Source organism: Pelagibius sp. (assembly GCF_965227505.1).
Taxonomy (GTDB): Bacteria; Pseudomonadota; Alphaproteobacteria; order Kiloniellales; family Kiloniellaceae; genus Pelagibius.
Genome location: NZ_OZ245757.1, coordinates 248389 through 264799, shown reverse-complemented (window position 1 = coordinate 264799; position 16411 = coordinate 248389). Strand labels below are relative to the sequence as shown.

The window sequence follows — 16411 nt, the reverse complement described above, 5'->3', positions numbered from 1 at the left end:
TGCTGTCAAAATGCAGGGTGCCTTCGCGCCTGCCCGGCTTGGGCAAGCCTGCGACAGGCGGACAGACCGCCTTTGGCCGGGATTCTTGGCTGGGCTGAAAAAGCAGTTCGCGATAAACTCCTTCGCAGCGCTCTCACCCACCGGCCAGCACCTGGAAACTCAGCTGTTCCGGTGCCTTCCCGCCTTATCTTCGCGCAAGGGAGCAAGACAGATGATCCCGACGCCCCGTTCCGCCGCAATCGCCCTTCCCTTCCTGTTCCTGGCGTTGGCCGGGCCGATGCCGACGGCAGAGGCCGCCAGCAAAGTGAAGCTGCGGCTGATGGAGACCGCCGACATTCACATGCATGTCGTCGACTACGACTACTACCGAGACCGCCAGTCCGACACCGTAGGGCTGGCAAAAATCTCCAACCTCGTGAAGGCTGCCCGGGCGGAGGTGAAGAACAGTCTCTTCTTCGACAACGGAGACCTCATCCAGGGCAATCCGCTGGGCGACTACATGGCCCTGCGCCGGGGCCTGAAGGCCGGGGAAACCCACCCGATCTACAAGGCGATGAACCTGCTGGACTACGACGCCGGCAACATCGGCAACCACGAGTTCAATTACGGTCTCGACTTCCTGATGCGTACCGTCGAAGGCGCCGACTTTCCCTACACGCTCGCCAACGTTTACGTGCTGGACGGCGATGACGATCCAAGCAACGACAAGCCGCTTTTTACACCCTACCTGATCCTCGACCGTGAACTGGAGGCCGAAGACGGCTCGACCCATGCCATCCAGGTCGGCGTCATCGGCTTCACGCCGCCGCAGATCATGCTCTGGGACAAGACCAATCTGGAAGGCCGGCTGCGGGTCGAAGACATCGTGGACTCGGCGGAGAAATACGTCCCGCAGATGCGCGCCGCCGGCGCCGACATCATCGTCGCCCTGCCTCATTCCTCCATCTCCCCCCGCGCGCGCGAGGGCATGGAGGAGAACGCGGTGACCTATCTGACCGGCGTGGACGGCATCGATGCCGTGCTCTTCGGGCACGGCCACTCGGAGTTTCCCTCGGCCAAGTTCGAAGGCTTTCCCGGCGCCGATCTGGAACAGGGCACGCTGAACGGCGTGCCCGCGGTCATGCCGGGGTTCTGGGGTTCCCATCTGGGGATCGTTGACCTGGATCTCGAGGTTGACGAGGGACGCTGGACCGTTATCGGCGGCAGCGGGTCGCTGCGCGCCATCTACAAGCGCGATGGACGCCAGCGCATACCGCTTGTCGATGCCGATCCTGCTATCGTGGCGGCGGTAGCCGCGGAGCACGAGGCAACCATCGACTACATGAACGAGGGCGTCGGCGAGACGACCGCGCCCATCAACTCCTACTTCGCGCTGGTGGCCGACGACCCCTCGATCCAGATCGTCACAAATGCGCAGAAATGGTACGTCGAGAGAATCGTCCGCGGCACCGAGTACGAGGGCATCCCGATCCTCTCCGCCGGCGCCCCCTTCAAGGCCGGCGGCCGGCAGGGGGCCGACTACTACACCGTGCTGGAGCCGGGCGATATTGCGCTGAAGAACGTGGCGGACCTCTACATCTATCCCAACACCCTGCGCGTGGTGAAGCTGAACGGCGCGCAGGTGCGCGAATGGCTGGAGATGTCCGCCGGGCAGTTCAATCAGATCGATCCGGCGGCAGGGGGCGAGCAGGCGCTGATCAACACCGGCTTCCCCTCCTATAACTTCGATGTCATCGACGGCGTTTCCTACAGGATCGATGTGACCAAGCCGGCCCGCTACAACAGGGAGGGCGAGGGCGTCTCACAGGATCACCGCATCGTCGATCTCTCCTTCGAGGGCAGGCCGGTGACCGAGGACATGGAGTTCCTCGTCGCCACCAACAACTACCGCGCCAGCGGCGGCGGCAACTTCCCCGGGCTCGACGGCTCATCGGTTATCATCGAGGCGCCGGACGAGAACCGCACGGTGCTGGCCAACTACATCTTCGACCAGAAATCCATCAACCCCTCGGCCGACAACAACTGGTCCTTCGCGCCCATCGGCGGCGAGGCCAAGGTCACCTTCACCACCAGCCCCGGTGCCCAGGCTGTTGCCGAGCAGATGGGTTTCACCATGCTCGGCGATGCCGAAGGCGGCTTTGCCAAGTACGGTATCGACATCAAGTGATTTGACGGATCAGAGAGCGTACGAAGGCACTCGGTCTCGACGTTCCGCAAACGATTACCGCCGCCATGGTCGTCATGGCGGCGGCAGGCTTTGCGAGGCTCCGGGCTTTCGAAGAACCGGCCTCAGAACAGGTATCGGACGCCCAGCAGCACCGTGTGGTTCTGGTACTCGGCATCCGTGCCGTCAAAGTCCGGGTCATCCGTGATAAGGAAACGATAGTCCAGGGACACCGCGACGTGCTCTGTGAGCGAGTAGCCCAGTCCGGCCCCCACCTGACCACCGAACACCGTGTCGTCGCCGTCTTCAAGGGCGATACCCGCGATTTCGGGGTCGTCGATGTCAACGAACACAGCCCCAAGACCACCGCCGATGTAGGGTGCGAAGCCGCTGTCGCCGATCTCCCAGTTGACCCAGGCGTTCGCCATCAGAGCCAGCGAATAGACATCCCCGCTCGCGTCAAAGTCCGCACCGCCAATCTCAAACTCGTCGAGCGCGTTGTCCCGATAGGTTATCTCGCCTTCCACATCGATGGAGAGACTGTCGTTGACCCCGAAGCGGTAACCGCCGACGCCGCCGACCGCAAAGCCGGTATCGAAGCTCGCCTCCGCACCGGCCACCAGAGGATCTTCCAGATCGCTGTCCTGCACGACGTTCGCCCCGCCATGCACGCCAAAATAGAATTGAGCATGGGCGGTGCCAATGAAACCCAGGAAGCCGATGGCCGCCAAGATCAGTATTGATTTGTACATTGAACCTCCATTACCTCGACTTCTGGTACATGAATTGCTCCAAAAGGCGTTTTACGTGATGTTTAATCGCGTATTAGTGTACGCGCCGAGGAAGGCGGAACAATCAAAACTCTTTTCTGTTTTCGCTCTGAAGTTGAGTTTTTGGTAAGTACCAGACTGATGGAGGCGCCTCCGGGGGGCTTCCGGATCTTCTCGTCGTTGACGACGGAGCCCTACCGAGTCGGTCCGGTCACAAGTAGCCCGGCGCGCCGCGGCGGCGCCCGGCGTCGCGTTGTTATCGGAGCCGACTGCGCAGCTAAGGCAGAGTTTGCGCGATGGATTTCAGGGTGGCGACGAGCCAGGCGAGGCCCGGGTCGCCATCCGACCGTCCGCGCCAGACGCAGGAAAACGCGAAATCATCGGTATCGAATGGCGGATCGCTGAGCCTGAGACCGTAGTGTTCGACAAAGGGCTCAACCACGCTGCGCGGTTCCGTCGCGACGAGCGAAGACGTTGCCAAAACGTGGGGCAGGACCAGGAAATGCCCGACCGTCAGCGCCACTTCCCTGCTGCAGCCGGCACGCCTCAGGAAGCGGTCCGCATAGCCCGTCGGCTCGCCGGCAAGGGAGACGTGGACGTGGCGTGCCGAAAGGTAGCGTTCGAGCGTCAGGGCTTCGGAGGCTATGGGATTGACCGCGCCGACGGCGCAGACAAAGCGGTCGTGGAAAAGGGTGCGCTGGTGCATGCGCTTCGGCGCGGCGGGAAAGCTCCCGACCAGGCACTCCACCTCCCCCCGGTCCAGCATGTCGAAGCCCGTGGCGCGGCTGGTGTGGCGCACCAGAAAGGTGATGCGATCCATGTTATCGGAGCAGCGGTCGATCAGCGCCGGCAGAAAAACCGATGCCGCGTAGTCCGACATGCCGATGACGAAGCGCCGCCGGTCCGTCGCCGGATCGAATTCCCGCTCCTGCCGCAGGAGGGTCTCAAGCTCGTTCAGAGCCGCGGCAATGCCCGGCGCCAGTGCCAGCGCCTTTTGTGTCGGCTCCATGCGGCCGCCGCTGCGAACGAAAAGCGGGTCGTTCCAGATACCGCGCAACCGGTTGAGCGCATGGCTGACCGCGGATTGGGTCATGCCCAGACGCTGCGCGGTTCTGCCGACACTTCCTTCGTCGGCAAGGGCATGGAACACGAGCAGAGCTGTCGTATCGAGCGCCCTTAAATTCGATTCCTTCATAGTGGATATTAATATTATCAGGTTTGTTCATTCTCAAGGTGGCGCCATCTGGTTGGACAGCAACACACAGATCGGGAGCCAACGATGCCAGGAAAACCTCGCCGGAAATGGGGCCTGCGGGCCCTCGCCCTCGCCGGCCTTATCTGGCCGGCCGCTGCGGCCGCACAAGCAGACACGGCCGCGCAGGCGGACGCGAACGAGCCTGCCCGCGCCGCCTGCCCTTCAGGTGACCGCTACGAACGCGGCCTTGAGCGCGTCGATGAGATCACCCGGGGACAAGGGCGTGCCGTTGTCGAGGCGCTGTCGCGGACGTCGCCTGACCTAGCGCGCTACGTCATCGAGTATCCTTACGGCGACCTCTTCTGCCGGCCCGGCCTGACCGACCGCCAGCGTCAGCTGGCCATCGTCGCCGCCCTTGCGGCCCTGGGGTACACACAGCCCGAACTGAAGGTGCACATCCACGGTGCCCTGAACGTCGGCATCACCGAGCAAGAGGTTGTCGAGACGATGATTCTGATGTCGGTCTACGCGGGATTCCCCGCCTCACTCCACGGCCTGCGGGCGGCACAGGAGGTCTTCGACGCGCGCGCCGCTGAGCAATGATGCCACGGGCTGCCTCCGCTGGCGCCGCCAAGGATACGGGACCACGGCTGGAGCCCGGTGAAGCGCCCTACTCCGGCGCTTCGCCGAGGGCCATCGAGAAACGGTCGCAGAGGGTCTTGATGACCTTCACCCTCGCATAGCGCTTGTCGTTGCCTTCGACCAGGGTCCAGGGCGCCGAGGCCGTGCTGGTGTACTGAACCATATCGTTCACGGCCTGCTCGTACTCATCCCACTTGTCACGGTTTCTCCAGTCTTCATCGGTCAGCTTCCAGCGTTTGTAGGGCGTCTTCTCACGCAGCTTGAAGCGCGCCAGCTGCTCTTCCTTGGTGATATGAATCCAGTACTTCACCAGGATGATCCCGTGATCGATCAACTGGTCCTCGAAATCGTCGATCTCCCCGTAAGACCGCCGCCACTCGTCTTCCGTGGCCAGGTTCTCGATGCGCTCGACAAGGACCCGTCCGTACCAGGAGCGATCGAAGATCGTGATCTGCCCGGCCGCCGGAATGCGGCGCCAAAACCGCCAGAGGTAATGCTGGGCCTTCTCCTCTTCGGTCGGCGCGGCGATCCCGTGGACCTGATAGTTTCGCGCATCGAGGGCTTCGTTGATCCGCCGGATGGCACCGCCCTTCCCGGCAGCGTCCGGTCCCTCGAACACCAGAATGGCCGAGACGCCGTTCGCCTTCGCCTGTAAATGCTGCCTGTAGAGCCTGGCCTGCAGGTCGACCAACTGCGCACGGTAGTCATCGCGGACAAGCCGCTTCGACATGTCCAGGCTGCTGAGAACGGTGATCGACTTGGCGGCAAGGTAGCCCATATCGTCAGCCGGCTTGGGCTTGGCCTTGGGGAGCTTGCCCAGAGATTTGGATTTGCCTTTCGCCTTGGACTTGGCCTTATCGCTGCTTGGTGCGCAGGCCGCCGCCATCGCCTCTTCGTTCAGGCGGTCCTCTATCTCCCGTTCCAGGGAGTCGCGCAGGATCGTCGCCACGGTCACCGCCCGGTAGTTCGGGTCCTGGCCTTCCACCACCGTCCAGGGGGCAATGCCCCTGTTGGTACGGGAAATCACCTGCTCGGCTGTGCGGATGAAGGCATCGTAGTTGCGCCAGTTCTCCCAGTCCCGTTCGGTGACCCTGGCCTTTGTCAAAGGATCGTTTTCCAGGTTGCGCAGACGCTGTTCCTGAGCGTCGCGGCTGAGATGCATCCAGAACTTCTGCACCACGGCGCCGTCGCGGGCCAAAGCGCGCTCGAAGCGCACGATCCGGTTGAGCTGTTTGAGGAAAGCGGCCTCGTCGATCCTCTCGTAGACGAAGTCCAGCACCGGACGGGAGTACCAGGCGCTCAGGAACATTCCGATGCGGCCACGCGGCGGCAGGTCGCGCCAATACCGCCAGAACTCGGGCCGGTCGTGGTCACCGTTGTTGACCTCGTCATAGGCGCGCGTGATCAGCCAGCGCGCGTCCATCCAGGCATTCAGCAGGCCGACGGTCTCCCCCTTGCCGCCGCCGTCGACGCCCGCAAAGACCAGAACTGTCTGAAAGTGCCGCTGTTTGCGCAGATCATCCTGCAGTTCAAGCAGTTCCTGGCGAAGCACCGGCGCGATCTTCTTGAAGTCTTTCTTTGAGATGGCGCGGCCGAGTTCGGCGGTTTCAAACATGGTTTCTTCCTGCAGTCGGGACTTTGCCTCGGCCTTGACCCCGGGCAACACGGGGAAACAGCGTAACACAATCGCACGCTGTGCAATTCTTCGACAAGGGGTGACGGTCCAGGCGGCTTCCTCACTGCAGGCGGCAATGGTCAGGGAGCGTTCTCGCAGTGCATGACGGATGCCTGGGGCCGTGTCGGCCGCCAACACCGGCCGTCAACCGGGACCGGGTGCGATCACAGCTTTCAGGGACCGGGTGGCGGCAGCACGGTCGCCGCGCAGCAGGCCACCGAGCGCAGCCAGGGCGCTGGGCCTTGCCTGAGCGTTCCAGGCCAACCAAAGCGGCGGATAGAGGAACAGCCCTGCCACAACCAGGGCTGAGAGTTCTGCAGACGGCGCCAGCCGATCCCCGAGCACCCAGCCCAGGGCCGCCACCATCACGGCCATCGCGACCGCCGGCACCGCGGCATGGGCCAGGACGCCAAGCTGGCGGCGGACCGCCACGCCGCTGTGTCTGGCCACGAAGCCGGCCAGCACCGGCGCCAGCAGCCATTGCCTGAGAGCGAGACCCGCCACGGCACCGAGCAGGCCGAACTGCGCGCCGATGCCGCAGGTGACCGCCCCCACCGCGATCGCTATCAGCCGGGCGCGGCTGATGTCTCCCAACGCGCCATAGGCTGTGAGCACGTTCGGGGCAAAGCCTGAAAGCGGAGTGCGCAGGGAGGCGAGGATGAGAACCTGCATCACTACGGCCGTGTCGGCCCAGTCGCGGCCGAATACGAGCGGCAGCAGCAAGGGGGCCGTTACGAGCGCTCCCAGGAGCGCCGGCCAGAACGTCCATGTGCCGACGCGAATGAGGGACGCGATCAGGCTTTCGATCTTCTCCGGCTCGCTTCGCAGCTGGGCCGTTGCCGGAAGGGCCACCGCCGACATCGGCCCGCTGAGAACCGCATTCAGCTGATCGATGAACCGTCGCGCGACGACAAAGAAGCCGAGCGCCTCGGTGCCGAGAACGTAGCCGATGATGCCGCGCGGCAGGGCCTGCACCGAGATGTAGCTCAAGACCCTGTTCTCGATGCGGCGCAGTCCGAAACGGCCCATGACGACGAGATCGCCGGTCGAGAACCGGGCCTTGGGTATCCAGCGCAGAGCGACATGGATCAGGATCAGGATGATGAACCGCCGCAACAGCTCCAGCCCGATCAGGCTCCAGATCCCGTAGCCTGCAAAGGCCAGAGCGATTCCGAAAGACACGGCAAGAACGCTGGCGACGGCATTGACCTTGGCCAGCGTCGAGAACCGCAGCTGCCGGACCAGCAACTGGTTGGGAACACTGGCCGCGGCGGTCAGAACCGGCAGCAACGCCATCACCGGCAGGATTTCCGCGAGCCCGGGTGTATCGAAGAAAGTCGCGGCCAGGCTGCCCGCAGCCACCAGTGCGGCGGCGCACGCCAGTCCCACCGCCATCAAGGCGGCGTAGATGCCGGACTTCTCGGCCTCGGACAGGCTTTCCTTCTGCACGACGCCATCTGCGGCGTGTCCGCCAACGAAGACATCCGCGAGCATGGTGAACAGCAGGCCAAGCGCAAAGACCCCATAGGTCTCCGCGCCCAGAATCCGTACCAGGACAATCAAGCTGACGAGGCCGGCGACGACCTGAACGATCTGACCGGCCGAAGCCCAGGCCGTCTGGGTGATCAGGATTTGGGCGCGGGCCATGGCATCGTCTTGCCGCGCTAGCCGCTCTGACTTCTGGACGCGGCCAGACCTGCCTGTTTACGGGCAAGCCGGGCACTCCAAAGATTCAGGACAGCGGTGACAACCGCGACCCCGAGCTTCTGAGCGGTATAACTACGGCGGACAAGCGGGACCTGGCGAACCACGGGCTTTGCGATGCCTTCAATGTGCCGCCAATGCAGCATGCCCTTGCGCGTCTCGAAGTAAGGATCGTCATACATGGACCACTTGCGCTGGAAGTGCTCCAGGCTCCGGCGCTGCCAGACCGGCGACCATCGCAGCGCGAAGTAGGGCCAGTCTTCCCTGGTCAGCGGCCGGGCGCGGCTCGGGAAGAGATAGGTCACGACGGAGCTGGGCTCGAACATGACCCGTCCGCCGCTCTGCCAGACCGTCATGCAGAAGTCTATGTGTTCCTTTGTCGCCAGAAGGTTTTCATCCAGATCGCCGAGACGCTCGAAGGTCTCCTTTCGGACCAGGGCGCAGTGGAACTCGCAGCACTGGGTTTCGCCCCGGCGAAGCTGGACATCCTCGACGTTCTGACCCTGCAGCAGATGAATGTCGGTCATGCGCCACTGGCCGGGTTCGGCGTTCAGAAACGTCGGCAGATCCTTCGCGAACTCCCCGCCGGCCTGATGGATCTCGCTATGGATCGGAAGACGCTGACAGGTAAGAGGGGCAACGACTTCGGCGCCGGTCTCCTCTGCGCAGTCGATCATGGCCTGCAACCAACCCCTGGAAACGATGACATCGTTGTCGATGAAGACAACATAGCGTGTCGTCACCAGTCGCTGGCCCAGGTTGCGCGCCTGATTGGGAGTGAGGAATTCTTCCTGGCGGTGGTAGCGAAATCCTCGCTCCTCGCAGATTGCCTTGATCCGTTCGGCAATGCGCGCCGGGCTGCCGGCATCGAGATAGATCAGATCATAGGGCGCGTCGGTGAGGTCCACGATGCTGAGCAGGGACTCTTCAGCCACCCCGAAACGTTCGCGCGGCGTCACAACAATCGTGGCAAGGGCAGACGTCTGTGCGGTCGGTTCCGACATCTCGATCACCTTCTGTCGTGCGTCTATGGTTCGCGTTCCTCTATCGTCTTAAGGCCTGCGGCCTCACTGCCTGGGTTGCGCCATGGCAAGCTGGTCCGGAAGCTGGGCTTCGGCCAAGCCATGCGGTCCCGAGGCCAGCGCCCGCCGGTAAACCTCCAAGAGCTGGTCGGTAATCGCCTCGTTGCCGTAAGTCTGCTCAACCCGCGCCCTGGCCCGCCGGCACATCTCCGGCCATTCGGCCTCGCGCGACAGCAGCCGCTCGAGCGCCGCCGCCAGGTCGGCCGGATCACCCTCTTCCGCAAGGACGCCGGTCACCCCCTCTTCCACCAGTTCGGGAATGCCACCATGCCGCGTTGCACAAGTGGGAACACCGACGGCCATGGCCTCCTTGATCGTGTTCACCGGCGCGTCCGCGCCGCCGGTCGGACTGGTCATCGACGCGGCTATGAAAACGTGGCTGGCGTTCAGAAGCGACTGGATCCGCCCATGATCGCAAGCGCCGAGAAAACGCACCCGCTCCGAAAGTCCGCTCCGGCGAACCTGCTCTTCCAGTGCCGGACGCTGGTCACCCTCCCCCACGATGGTCAGCCGCAGGGCGCGCCCTTCGGCGGCAAGACGGCGCAGGGCTTCGACAACGACGTGGACCCCCTTGCGCGGCGTGAGACGGCCGACGGCGATGCACTCTATCGGGCCGCGGCCGGCGGGCAGCGGGTCGCGGTAGGGAAAACCCTTCAGATCGATACCGGATCCGACAACCGCGATTTTCTCCGCCGGACACCCGAGGCCGATCGCGCGATCGCGGAAGTGCGCGCAGTTGGCCACGAAACCGTCAGCCGTTTCCCAGAGGTAGTCGTAGACCCCGGGTCCCCCCGCCTCGACCACCTCCGAAATGTCGTAGCCGCGGAAGTGCACGATCAGGCGTCCCTCCAGGATACCCGCCTGCCGGTGCTTCAGAACGAACTCCCCAAGGGTGGCGAAGTGGCAGTGGAGGATGTCGTAGGGACCGGTATCCGCAAGGGCTTCGGCCTGATAGGAGGATGTCAGGTCTGCCCAGCCCCGGCGGTAAATCTGCGGCTTCAGGACGGGTAGCGCAGCGAGGCCTCGTTTGCGTGCCAGCCGCCAGGACACGGCGGGTAACCGCAGAAGCCGCTGCCCGTAGGCTGACGGCCAGTGCACGTTGCGGAAGCGATCACGGAGCTTGTGCTGCACGGATGGATCGGAAGAAAACCCGGTCGGCTCAATACCCGAAAGACCGAAGATGTCGACCTCATGCCCGCGGTCTATCAAACTCGCCGCTGCCAGGGCAATGAATGGCTCCGACATCATGGGAAAGCCATTTGTGAAGAAAGCGATCTTCAACAGCGCTGTCACCCGGAATCAGCCGATGGGTGCTGCCTTCCGGCAGCGCCGTCGAAGATACCACCCGGTTCTTCCGATTCCACCGGTCATTGATAACGACACATAGAGATCACAACTCCTGCGGCGTCTGTCGGAAGAACATCCGAATCAGACCAGTTCACTGCAAGTCCATCGCTTCCTAGAAGTTATGTTTATGAGGCGCCGCAAGACTTCATGAAGCATCTACACTTGCATACTTCAGCATGCTCCTTTGTGGTGCCGGCAGGTCCGAAAGAACTGCGACGTCGCCGAAGCGCATGACGGCATCCAGCGAAGGTTTTTCGACAACCGCAATCGTTTCGACCTTCAATAGAGCCGCGTTGGTTTCGGAGTGCCTGGAAGCGCTTCTCCGTCAAACGCTGCCGCCCCAACAGATCATCGTCGTCAACGACGGATCAGAGGACAGCACGGACGAGACTCTGCGCGCTTTCGGGAGCCGGATCGAGGTTGTCCGGCGCGCCAACAGGGGAAAGTCGGCGGGCATCAACCTGGCGCTGTCGATGGCGCGTCATCCACTGATCTGGATTGTCGACGACGACGACCTCGTGCTGCCTGAGGCTCTGGCCATGCTGACCGGCTTGCTGCAGGGCGCGCCCGAGGCCGGGTTCGCCTATGGCCGCTACCTGCGCTTTGCCGGCGACCCGCACAGCGGCCGCAAGGAGATCTTCGACACCGGCTATTGGCGCACCTGCGCACCCTCGGACTTCCTGACAGCCACGCTCGAGGATTTCTTCGTTCATCAACCCGGCATGCTCGTTCGCCGCGCGCTCTATGACCGGGTGGGGCCCTTCGACGAACGCCTGCCCCGGTCGCAGGATTACGAGATGCTGATCCGCCTTGCCCGCGTTGCACTGCCTGCCCCGACGGAGGCGATCGTTTTCCATCAGCGTCAGCATGACGGGGACCGGGGTCACGCAGCCGCACGCTTCGCCGTCGACCAGCGCGAGGACCGCTGGATGGAGGCGGACAAACAGATCCTGCTCGCGTGTCATCGGGCATTGGAGTTGCGCGAGTACCTTGCATCGAAAACGCTCGAAAGCCCGGAGGACCGGCGGCATGCCCTTCTGCAGCGGGCAACCATCATGGCGCGCAAGAAACTCTGGGCCCTGGCGCTCGATGATCTCGAGTCTGCGGCGCTCGCGTCGGCCAGCCCCTTATCCGATGTGGAAAAAGCCGTTGTCCGGCGTGCCGTCTTTTCGAAGTACGGTTGCCGGGAACTGCTGGACGACAAGACTGTTTCACGGCGCATACAGAATCTCGCGCGACGCGCATCCAGCGGGCGGCAGATGGCGCAGGCCCTGGCGCGGGGATTGCTGTGGCGGGTAAAGGAGCAACTGCGCGCGGGCAATCCGATGGAAGCGGGTCGCCTCGCCTCCCTCTTGGTCTCCTGGGGGCTGCAACCGCCACTCGCCTTAAGCTCAACAGGCCGCTCGAACCGACCGAAGGAGAGCTGAGCGTGCGGCAAGACGCAGTGCCTCTCACAGGCTCCCTGGCCTCACGGGTTCTTGGTCAGCAGAGCCTTTGCCGTCGCTTCGTCGGTAATGAGCGCTGAAGCGAGCCTGCCGGTCAGCGCGGCCTTCAGGGCGACGACCTTCTTTTTTCCGCCGCCCAGCACAACGGTCAGCCGCTTCGGCGGCCTTTCAAGAGGCAGGCTTGCCACACGGCTGTTGATCGAATTGTCGAGCGGCTGCCCCCCGGCATCGAACGACCAGCCGGTGATTTCCCCGATCGCGCCGCCCTCGATCAGGGCCGAGATATCGGCATCGCTCAGAAAGCCGTCGCGGTGGATCGGGGCTTGCCATGCGATCTCTCCGATACCGACGAAACTGGCATCGGCCTGATCGCGCAGTTCCTGCAAAGCCCGAAAGGCACGCTGGTCCTGCAGGACCTCCCGGTCCGCAATCGTCTCCGTCACCACAGGCGCGGGCACCGGATAGCGCTGAGCGCCGACCTTGTCCCCGAGCCGCATGACCACGTCATAGGGATTGGCCTGACCGCCCGCCGCCATCGCACCGACCAGGGAGACAACCTTGTGTTGGGGGCGCTCCATCGTATCCAGTTCTTCGACAGCCGCCCGCAGCGTCCGCCCGTTGCCGACGCAGACCGTGACCGCAGACTTGCGCGACAACAGCCGTTGCAGCCGAACCGCAGCGGCCACCGCGATTCCCGCCGTCGAGCCGGGAGCCGCCGGATCGCTCGGCGTCACATCGCAGAACTCAAGGGCAAAGCGATCCGCCAGGCGGGCCGCCAGTTCGGTGCAGGCTGCGACCGGGTGATCGAGCCGGAACTTGATCATCTTCTCGCTCACCGCCAGCGCCACCAGCCGCTGGACGGCCTGGCGGGAAAGATCGAGCTGCGCGGCGATCTCATCCTGGGTCCGGCCGGCAATGAAATAGAGCCAGGCCGCCCGCGCGGCGTCGTCCCTGCGCCGGTCGGCCTGCCTGTCCGTCGTTCTCTCGGCTGTCTTTTCCACCTGCCTAGCCCCTTTGACATGCTGGTCTAATGTGACGGCCTAACACACTGGGCAGACATACTATAGCGATTCTGCCTTGGGCACTTCCGATGCCCACCACATCCGCAGCCACTCCATGCTGCAGAATTCTTAAAGCAACAAGCTTGACTTATTCATCAGCCCGTGCGATCAATTGCTCAATAAACGAGCATATGCCCAAAACCTACATGCTCATAACCCTGGGAGGAAGGCTAAAATGGATCCCACGCGACTCGCACTTGTCCCGCGCCTCACACTGGGCGCTTGCGTCCTTCTTGCATCGACGGCCCTCGCCTCTGCCGAGACTCTCACCATCGCCACCGTCAACAACGGCGACATGATCCGCATGCAGGGTTATACCGACGACTTCACCGCCAAGACCGGCCACGAGGTCGAGTGGGTCACACTGGAAGAAAACGTTCTGCGTCAGCGCGTGACCACGGACATCTCCACCAAGGGCGGTGCCTTCGACATCATGACCATCGGCATGTACGAAACCCCGATCTGGGGCTCGAACGGCTGGCTGGTTCCGCTCGACGATCTGAGCGCGGAGTACGATGTCAACGACATCCTGCCCGCGATGCGGGACGGTCTGAGCCACGACGGCACGCTCTACGCTGCGCCGTTCTACGGTGAAAGCTCGATGGTGATGTACCGCACCGACCTCGTCGAGGCGACCGGTATGGCCATGCCCGAAGCCCCGACCTGGGATCAGATTGCGGAACTGGCCCGCGCGATGACCGACCGCGAGAACGAGATCAACGGTATCTGCCTGCGCGGCAAGGCAGGCTGGGGCGAAGGCGGCGCCTTCATCACAGTCACCGCAAACTCCTTCGGCGCACGCTGGTTCGACGAAAACTGGAGAGCCCAGTTCGATCAGCCCGAATGGGCCAATGCACTCAACTTCTTCGTGGACCTGATGGCCGATGCAGGTCCTCCGGGATACGCCACCAACGGCTTCAACGAGAACCTGTCGCTGTTCCAGCAGGGCAAGTGCGGCATGTGGATCGACGCGACCGTCGCGGCATCTTTCGTGACCAACCCCAATGACTCGACCGTCGCGGACAAGGTGGGCTTTGCCTTGGCGCCGGACGCCGGCCTCGGCAAACGCTCCAACTGGCTCTGGGCCTGGGCGCTGGCCATTCCGGCCGGCACGCAAAAAGCTGACGCGGCCAAGCAGTTCATCGAGTGGGCCACCTCGAAGGAATACATCGAGCTGGTTGCCGCGAACGAAGGCTGGGCCAACGTGCCGCCGGGCGCCCGGACCTCGCTCTACGAGAACCCTGAGTACCAGAAGGTGCCTTTCGCACAGAAGACGCTCGAGTCCATCAAGGCCGCCGACCCGACGAACCCGACGGTCCAGCCGGTGCCTTATGTCGGAATCCAGTTCGTCGCCATCCCGGAGTTCGCCGGTATTGCCACCGAAGTGAGCCAGGAGTTCTCAGCCGTCTACGCAGGCCAGCAAACTGTGGACGAGGCGCTTGCCAAGGCGCAGGCCCTGACCACTGACGCCATGGAAGCCGCGGGCTACTGAATCTTCCTCCCAGCCGGAGGGCGGGTGCGCCCGCCCTCCGGTCCTTTCTCTCTTGAGATTACAACCCCGAATCTTAAACACTTCGGGCGTTGACAGAGGAGGTCTGTCCAATGGCCACCCAGCATTCGCGTTCCGCAGCCCGCTTTATGTTGGCGCCGGCCGTGATCCTGCTTCTGGGCTGGATGCTCGTGCCGCTTACGATGACGCTTTTCTTCTCCTTTAAGAAGTACCTGCCGATGCGCGGCGACTCGATGGCCAATGGACTGGACTGGGTCGGTTTCGCGAATTACACCCGCTTCGTGACCTCCAGCTCGTTCTGGCCGAGTGTGCAGACGACCCTGGTCATCGTCGGCGGTGTCCTGGTCATCACCGTCGTTTTCGGCGTGCTGCTGGCGATCCTGCTGGACCAGCCGATGTGGGGCCAGGGCATGGTTCGCATCTTCGTCATCGCACCCTTCTTCGTCATGCCCACCGTGTCGGCGCTGGTCTGGAAGAACATGTTCATGGACCCGGTGAACGGCCTTCTGGCACATCTTTGGAAATTCTTCGGCGCCGCGCCCGTGGAGTGGCTCAGCCAGGCGTCGATGCCCTCACTGATTATGATCGTCAGCTGGCAATGGCTACCCTTCGCGACCCTGATCCTCCTGACGGCGATCCAGTCACTCGACAGCGAACAACTGGAGGCCGCCGAAATGGATGGCGCTCCGGTCCTGAAGCGGTTTTGGTTCATCGTGCTGCCGCATCTGAGTCGCGCGATCACCATCGTGGTCCTGATCCAGACGATCTTCCTCCTGGCGATCTTTGCGGAAATCTTTGTCACCACTGGCGGCGCGTTCGGCACCAAGACACTCAGCTACCTGATCTTCCAGCGTGTGCTGGAAAGCCAGAATGTCGGCCTTGGCTCTGCCGGAGGCGTCTACGCCATCATCCTCGCCAATATCGTCGCGCTCTTCCTGATGCGCATCGTCGGCAAGAACCTGGACGCATGAGGAGGAAAGGATAATGGCCCGCGCTGTCACGACGCAACGCAAGACGATCAACACGGTCGCTGCCTGGGTGATCGGCCTTCTGATCTTTTTCCCGATCCTCTGGACGATCCTCACCAGCTTCAAGACCGAGGCCCAGGCGATCAGCGACCCGCCGATCTTCCTGTTCTTCGACTGGACGCTTGAAAACTACTCGGTTGTACAGGAGCGCTCAGACTACATGCGTTTCCTTTGGAACTCGGTGATCCTGGCGGGCGGCTCTACTCTTCTGGGTATCATCATCGCCGTCCCCGCTGCCTGGTCGATGGCCTTTGTGCCCTCGCGCCGCACCAAGGACATCCTGCTGTGGATGCTCTCAACCAAGATGCTGCCGGCGGTGGGCGTGCTCTATCCGATCTATCTGCTTTTCATCCAGTTTGGGCTTCTCGACACGCAACTGGGGCTGACCCTCGTCCTGATGCTGATCAACCTGCCGATCATCGTCTGGATGCTCTATACCTACTTCAAGGAAATCCCCGTTGAGATTCTCGAGGCTTCGCGGATGGACGGCGCCGGCCTGCGTGAGGAGATCCTCTATGTCCTGACGCCGATGGCCTTGCCCGGCATCGCCTCGACCGTTCTGCTGAACTTCATCCTCGCCTGGAACGAGGCGTTCTGGACCCTCAACCTGACCGCCGCCCAAGCCGCACCGCTGACCGCGTTCATCGCCAGCTATTCCAGCCCCGAGGGCCTGTTTTTCGCCAAACTCAGCGCGGCTTCGACCATGGCAATCGCACCGATCCTGATCCTCGGCTGGTTCAGCCAGAAACAACTCGTCCGCGGCCTGACCTTCGGCGCGGTGAAATAGG

General features: G+C 63.1%; 13 protein-coding genes. 6 read left to right on the top strand and 7 right to left on the bottom strand.

The annotated features are described in order from the left end of the window. Positions 1–211: 211 nt before the first annotated feature. A complete protein-coding gene (locus tag ACO06P_RS01220) occupies positions 212–2167 on the top strand; it encodes a bifunctional 2',3'-cyclic-nucleotide 2'-phosphodiesterase/3'-nucleotidase (protein ID WP_420348195.1) in 1956 nt (651 codons plus the stop codon). 122 nt (positions 2168–2289) lie between these two features. Here ACO06P_RS01220 and ACO06P_RS01215 read toward each other — a convergent pair whose 3' ends face one another. Together ACO06P_RS01215 and ACO06P_RS01210 are read right to left on the bottom strand one after the other, a co-directional pair. After that, a complete protein-coding gene (locus ACO06P_RS01215; RefSeq protein WP_420348194.1) occupies positions 2290–2916 on the bottom strand; it encodes an outer membrane protein in 627 nt (208 codons plus the stop codon). A gap of 295 nt (positions 2917–3211) precedes the next feature. Further along, positions 3212–4129, bottom strand: coding sequence for a LysR family transcriptional regulator (locus ACO06P_RS01210; protein ID WP_420348193.1), 918 nt, complete (start codon positions 4127–4129; stop codon positions 3212–3214). A gap of 84 nt (positions 4130–4213) precedes the next feature. Here ACO06P_RS01210 and ACO06P_RS01205 point away from each other — a divergent pair, with 84 nt between their 5' ends. Further along, positions 4214–4732: a carboxymuconolactone decarboxylase family protein gene (locus ACO06P_RS01205; protein ID WP_420348192.1), complete on the top strand. Its 519-nt coding sequence runs from the start codon at positions 4214–4216 to the stop codon at positions 4730–4732. 67 nt (positions 4733–4799) lie between these two features. Here ACO06P_RS01205 and ACO06P_RS01200 read toward each other — a convergent pair whose 3' ends face one another. From ACO06P_RS01200 to ACO06P_RS01185, 4 genes are all read right to left on the bottom strand, one after another. Then, positions 4800–6386 (bottom strand): polyphosphate kinase, encoded by a 1587-nt coding sequence (locus ACO06P_RS01200; protein ID WP_420348191.1) that lies wholly within the window; start codon positions 6384–6386, stop codon positions 4800–4802. A 204-nt stretch (positions 6387–6590) separates the two neighbouring features. Next, the gene (locus ACO06P_RS01195) at positions 6591–8093 is read right to left on the bottom strand and encodes an oligosaccharide flippase family protein (RefSeq protein WP_420348190.1); all 1503 of its coding nucleotides are present in this window, start codon (positions 8091–8093) and stop codon (positions 6591–6593) included. Between the two features lie 17 nt (positions 8094–8110). Beyond that, a complete protein-coding gene (locus ACO06P_RS01190) occupies positions 8111–9154 on the bottom strand; it encodes a glycosyltransferase family 2 protein (RefSeq protein ID WP_420348189.1) in 1044 nt (347 codons plus the stop codon). A gap of 63 nt (positions 9155–9217) precedes the next feature. After that, complete coding sequence (locus ACO06P_RS01185) at positions 9218–10513, bottom strand: glycosyltransferase (protein WP_420348188.1); 1296 nt, start codon at positions 10511–10513, stop codon at positions 9218–9220. A 296-nt stretch (positions 10514–10809) separates the two neighbouring features. Here ACO06P_RS01185 and ACO06P_RS01180 point away from each other — a divergent pair, with 296 nt between their 5' ends. After that, positions 10810–12006, top strand: coding sequence for a glycosyltransferase family 2 protein (locus ACO06P_RS01180; RefSeq protein ID WP_420348187.1), 1197 nt, complete (start codon positions 10810–10812; stop codon positions 12004–12006). Between the two features lie 41 nt (positions 12007–12047). Here the strand turns inward: ACO06P_RS01180 and ACO06P_RS01175 are convergent, their stop codons facing one another. Beyond that, the gene (locus ACO06P_RS01175; protein WP_420348186.1) at positions 12048–13025 is read right to left on the bottom strand and encodes a sugar-binding transcriptional regulator; all 978 of its coding nucleotides are present in this window, start codon (positions 13023–13025) and stop codon (positions 12048–12050) included. Between the two features lie 235 nt (positions 13026–13260). Here ACO06P_RS01175 and ACO06P_RS01170 point away from each other — a divergent pair, with 235 nt between their 5' ends. From ACO06P_RS01170 to ACO06P_RS01160, 3 genes are all read left to right on the top strand, one after another. After that, positions 13261–14577 carry an ABC transporter substrate-binding protein gene (locus ACO06P_RS01170; protein WP_420348185.1) on the top strand — a complete coding sequence of 439 codons (1317 nt, stop codon included), beginning with the start codon at positions 13261–13263 and terminating at the stop codon, positions 14575–14577. A 110-nt stretch (positions 14578–14687) separates the two neighbouring features. Next, positions 14688–15566: a carbohydrate ABC transporter permease gene (locus tag ACO06P_RS01165; RefSeq protein WP_420348184.1), complete on the top strand. Its 879-nt coding sequence runs from the start codon at positions 14688–14690 to the stop codon at positions 15564–15566. Between the two features lie 13 nt (positions 15567–15579). After that, on the top strand, positions 15580–16410 hold the full coding sequence (locus ACO06P_RS01160; RefSeq protein WP_420348183.1) for a carbohydrate ABC transporter permease: 831 nt from the start codon (positions 15580–15582) through the stop codon (positions 16408–16410). Position 16411 lies beyond the last annotated feature (1 nt).

Excerpts from the sequence above, each read along its gene's own strand:
- ACO06P_RS01220 (WP_420348195.1), top strand. The coding sequence starts at position 212 with ATGATCCCGACGCCCCGTTCCGCCGCAATCGCCCTTCCCTTCCTGTTC.
- ACO06P_RS01215 (WP_420348194.1), bottom strand. The coding sequence starts at position 2,916 with ATGTACAAATCAATACTGATCTTGGCGGCCATCGGCTTCCTGGGTTTC.
- ACO06P_RS01210 (WP_420348193.1), bottom strand. The coding sequence starts at position 4,129 with ATGAAGGAATCGAATTTAAGGGCGCTCGATACGACAGCTCTGCTCGTG.
- ACO06P_RS01205 (WP_420348192.1), top strand. The coding sequence starts at position 4,214 with ATGCCAGGAAAACCTCGCCGGAAATGGGGCCTGCGGGCCCTCGCCCTC.
- ACO06P_RS01200 (WP_420348191.1), bottom strand. The coding sequence starts at position 6,386 with ATGTTTGAAACCGCCGAACTCGGCCGCGCCATCTCAAAGAAAGACTTC.
- ACO06P_RS01195 (WP_420348190.1), bottom strand. The coding sequence starts at position 8,093 with ATGGCCCGCGCCCAAATCCTGATCACCCAGACGGCCTGGGCTTCGGCC.
- ACO06P_RS01190 (WP_420348189.1), bottom strand. The coding sequence starts at position 9,154 with ATGTCGGAACCGACCGCACAGACGTCTGCCCTTGCCACGATTGTTGTG.
- ACO06P_RS01180 (WP_420348187.1), top strand. The coding sequence starts at position 10,810 with ATGACGGCATCCAGCGAAGGTTTTTCGACAACCGCAATCGTTTCGACC.
- ACO06P_RS01170 (WP_420348185.1), top strand. The coding sequence starts at position 13,261 with ATGGATCCCACGCGACTCGCACTTGTCCCGCGCCTCACACTGGGCGCT.
- ACO06P_RS01165 (WP_420348184.1), top strand. The coding sequence starts at position 14,688 with ATGGCCACCCAGCATTCGCGTTCCGCAGCCCGCTTTATGTTGGCGCCG.
- ACO06P_RS01160 (WP_420348183.1), top strand. The coding sequence starts at position 15,580 with ATGGCCCGCGCTGTCACGACGCAACGCAAGACGATCAACACGGTCGCT.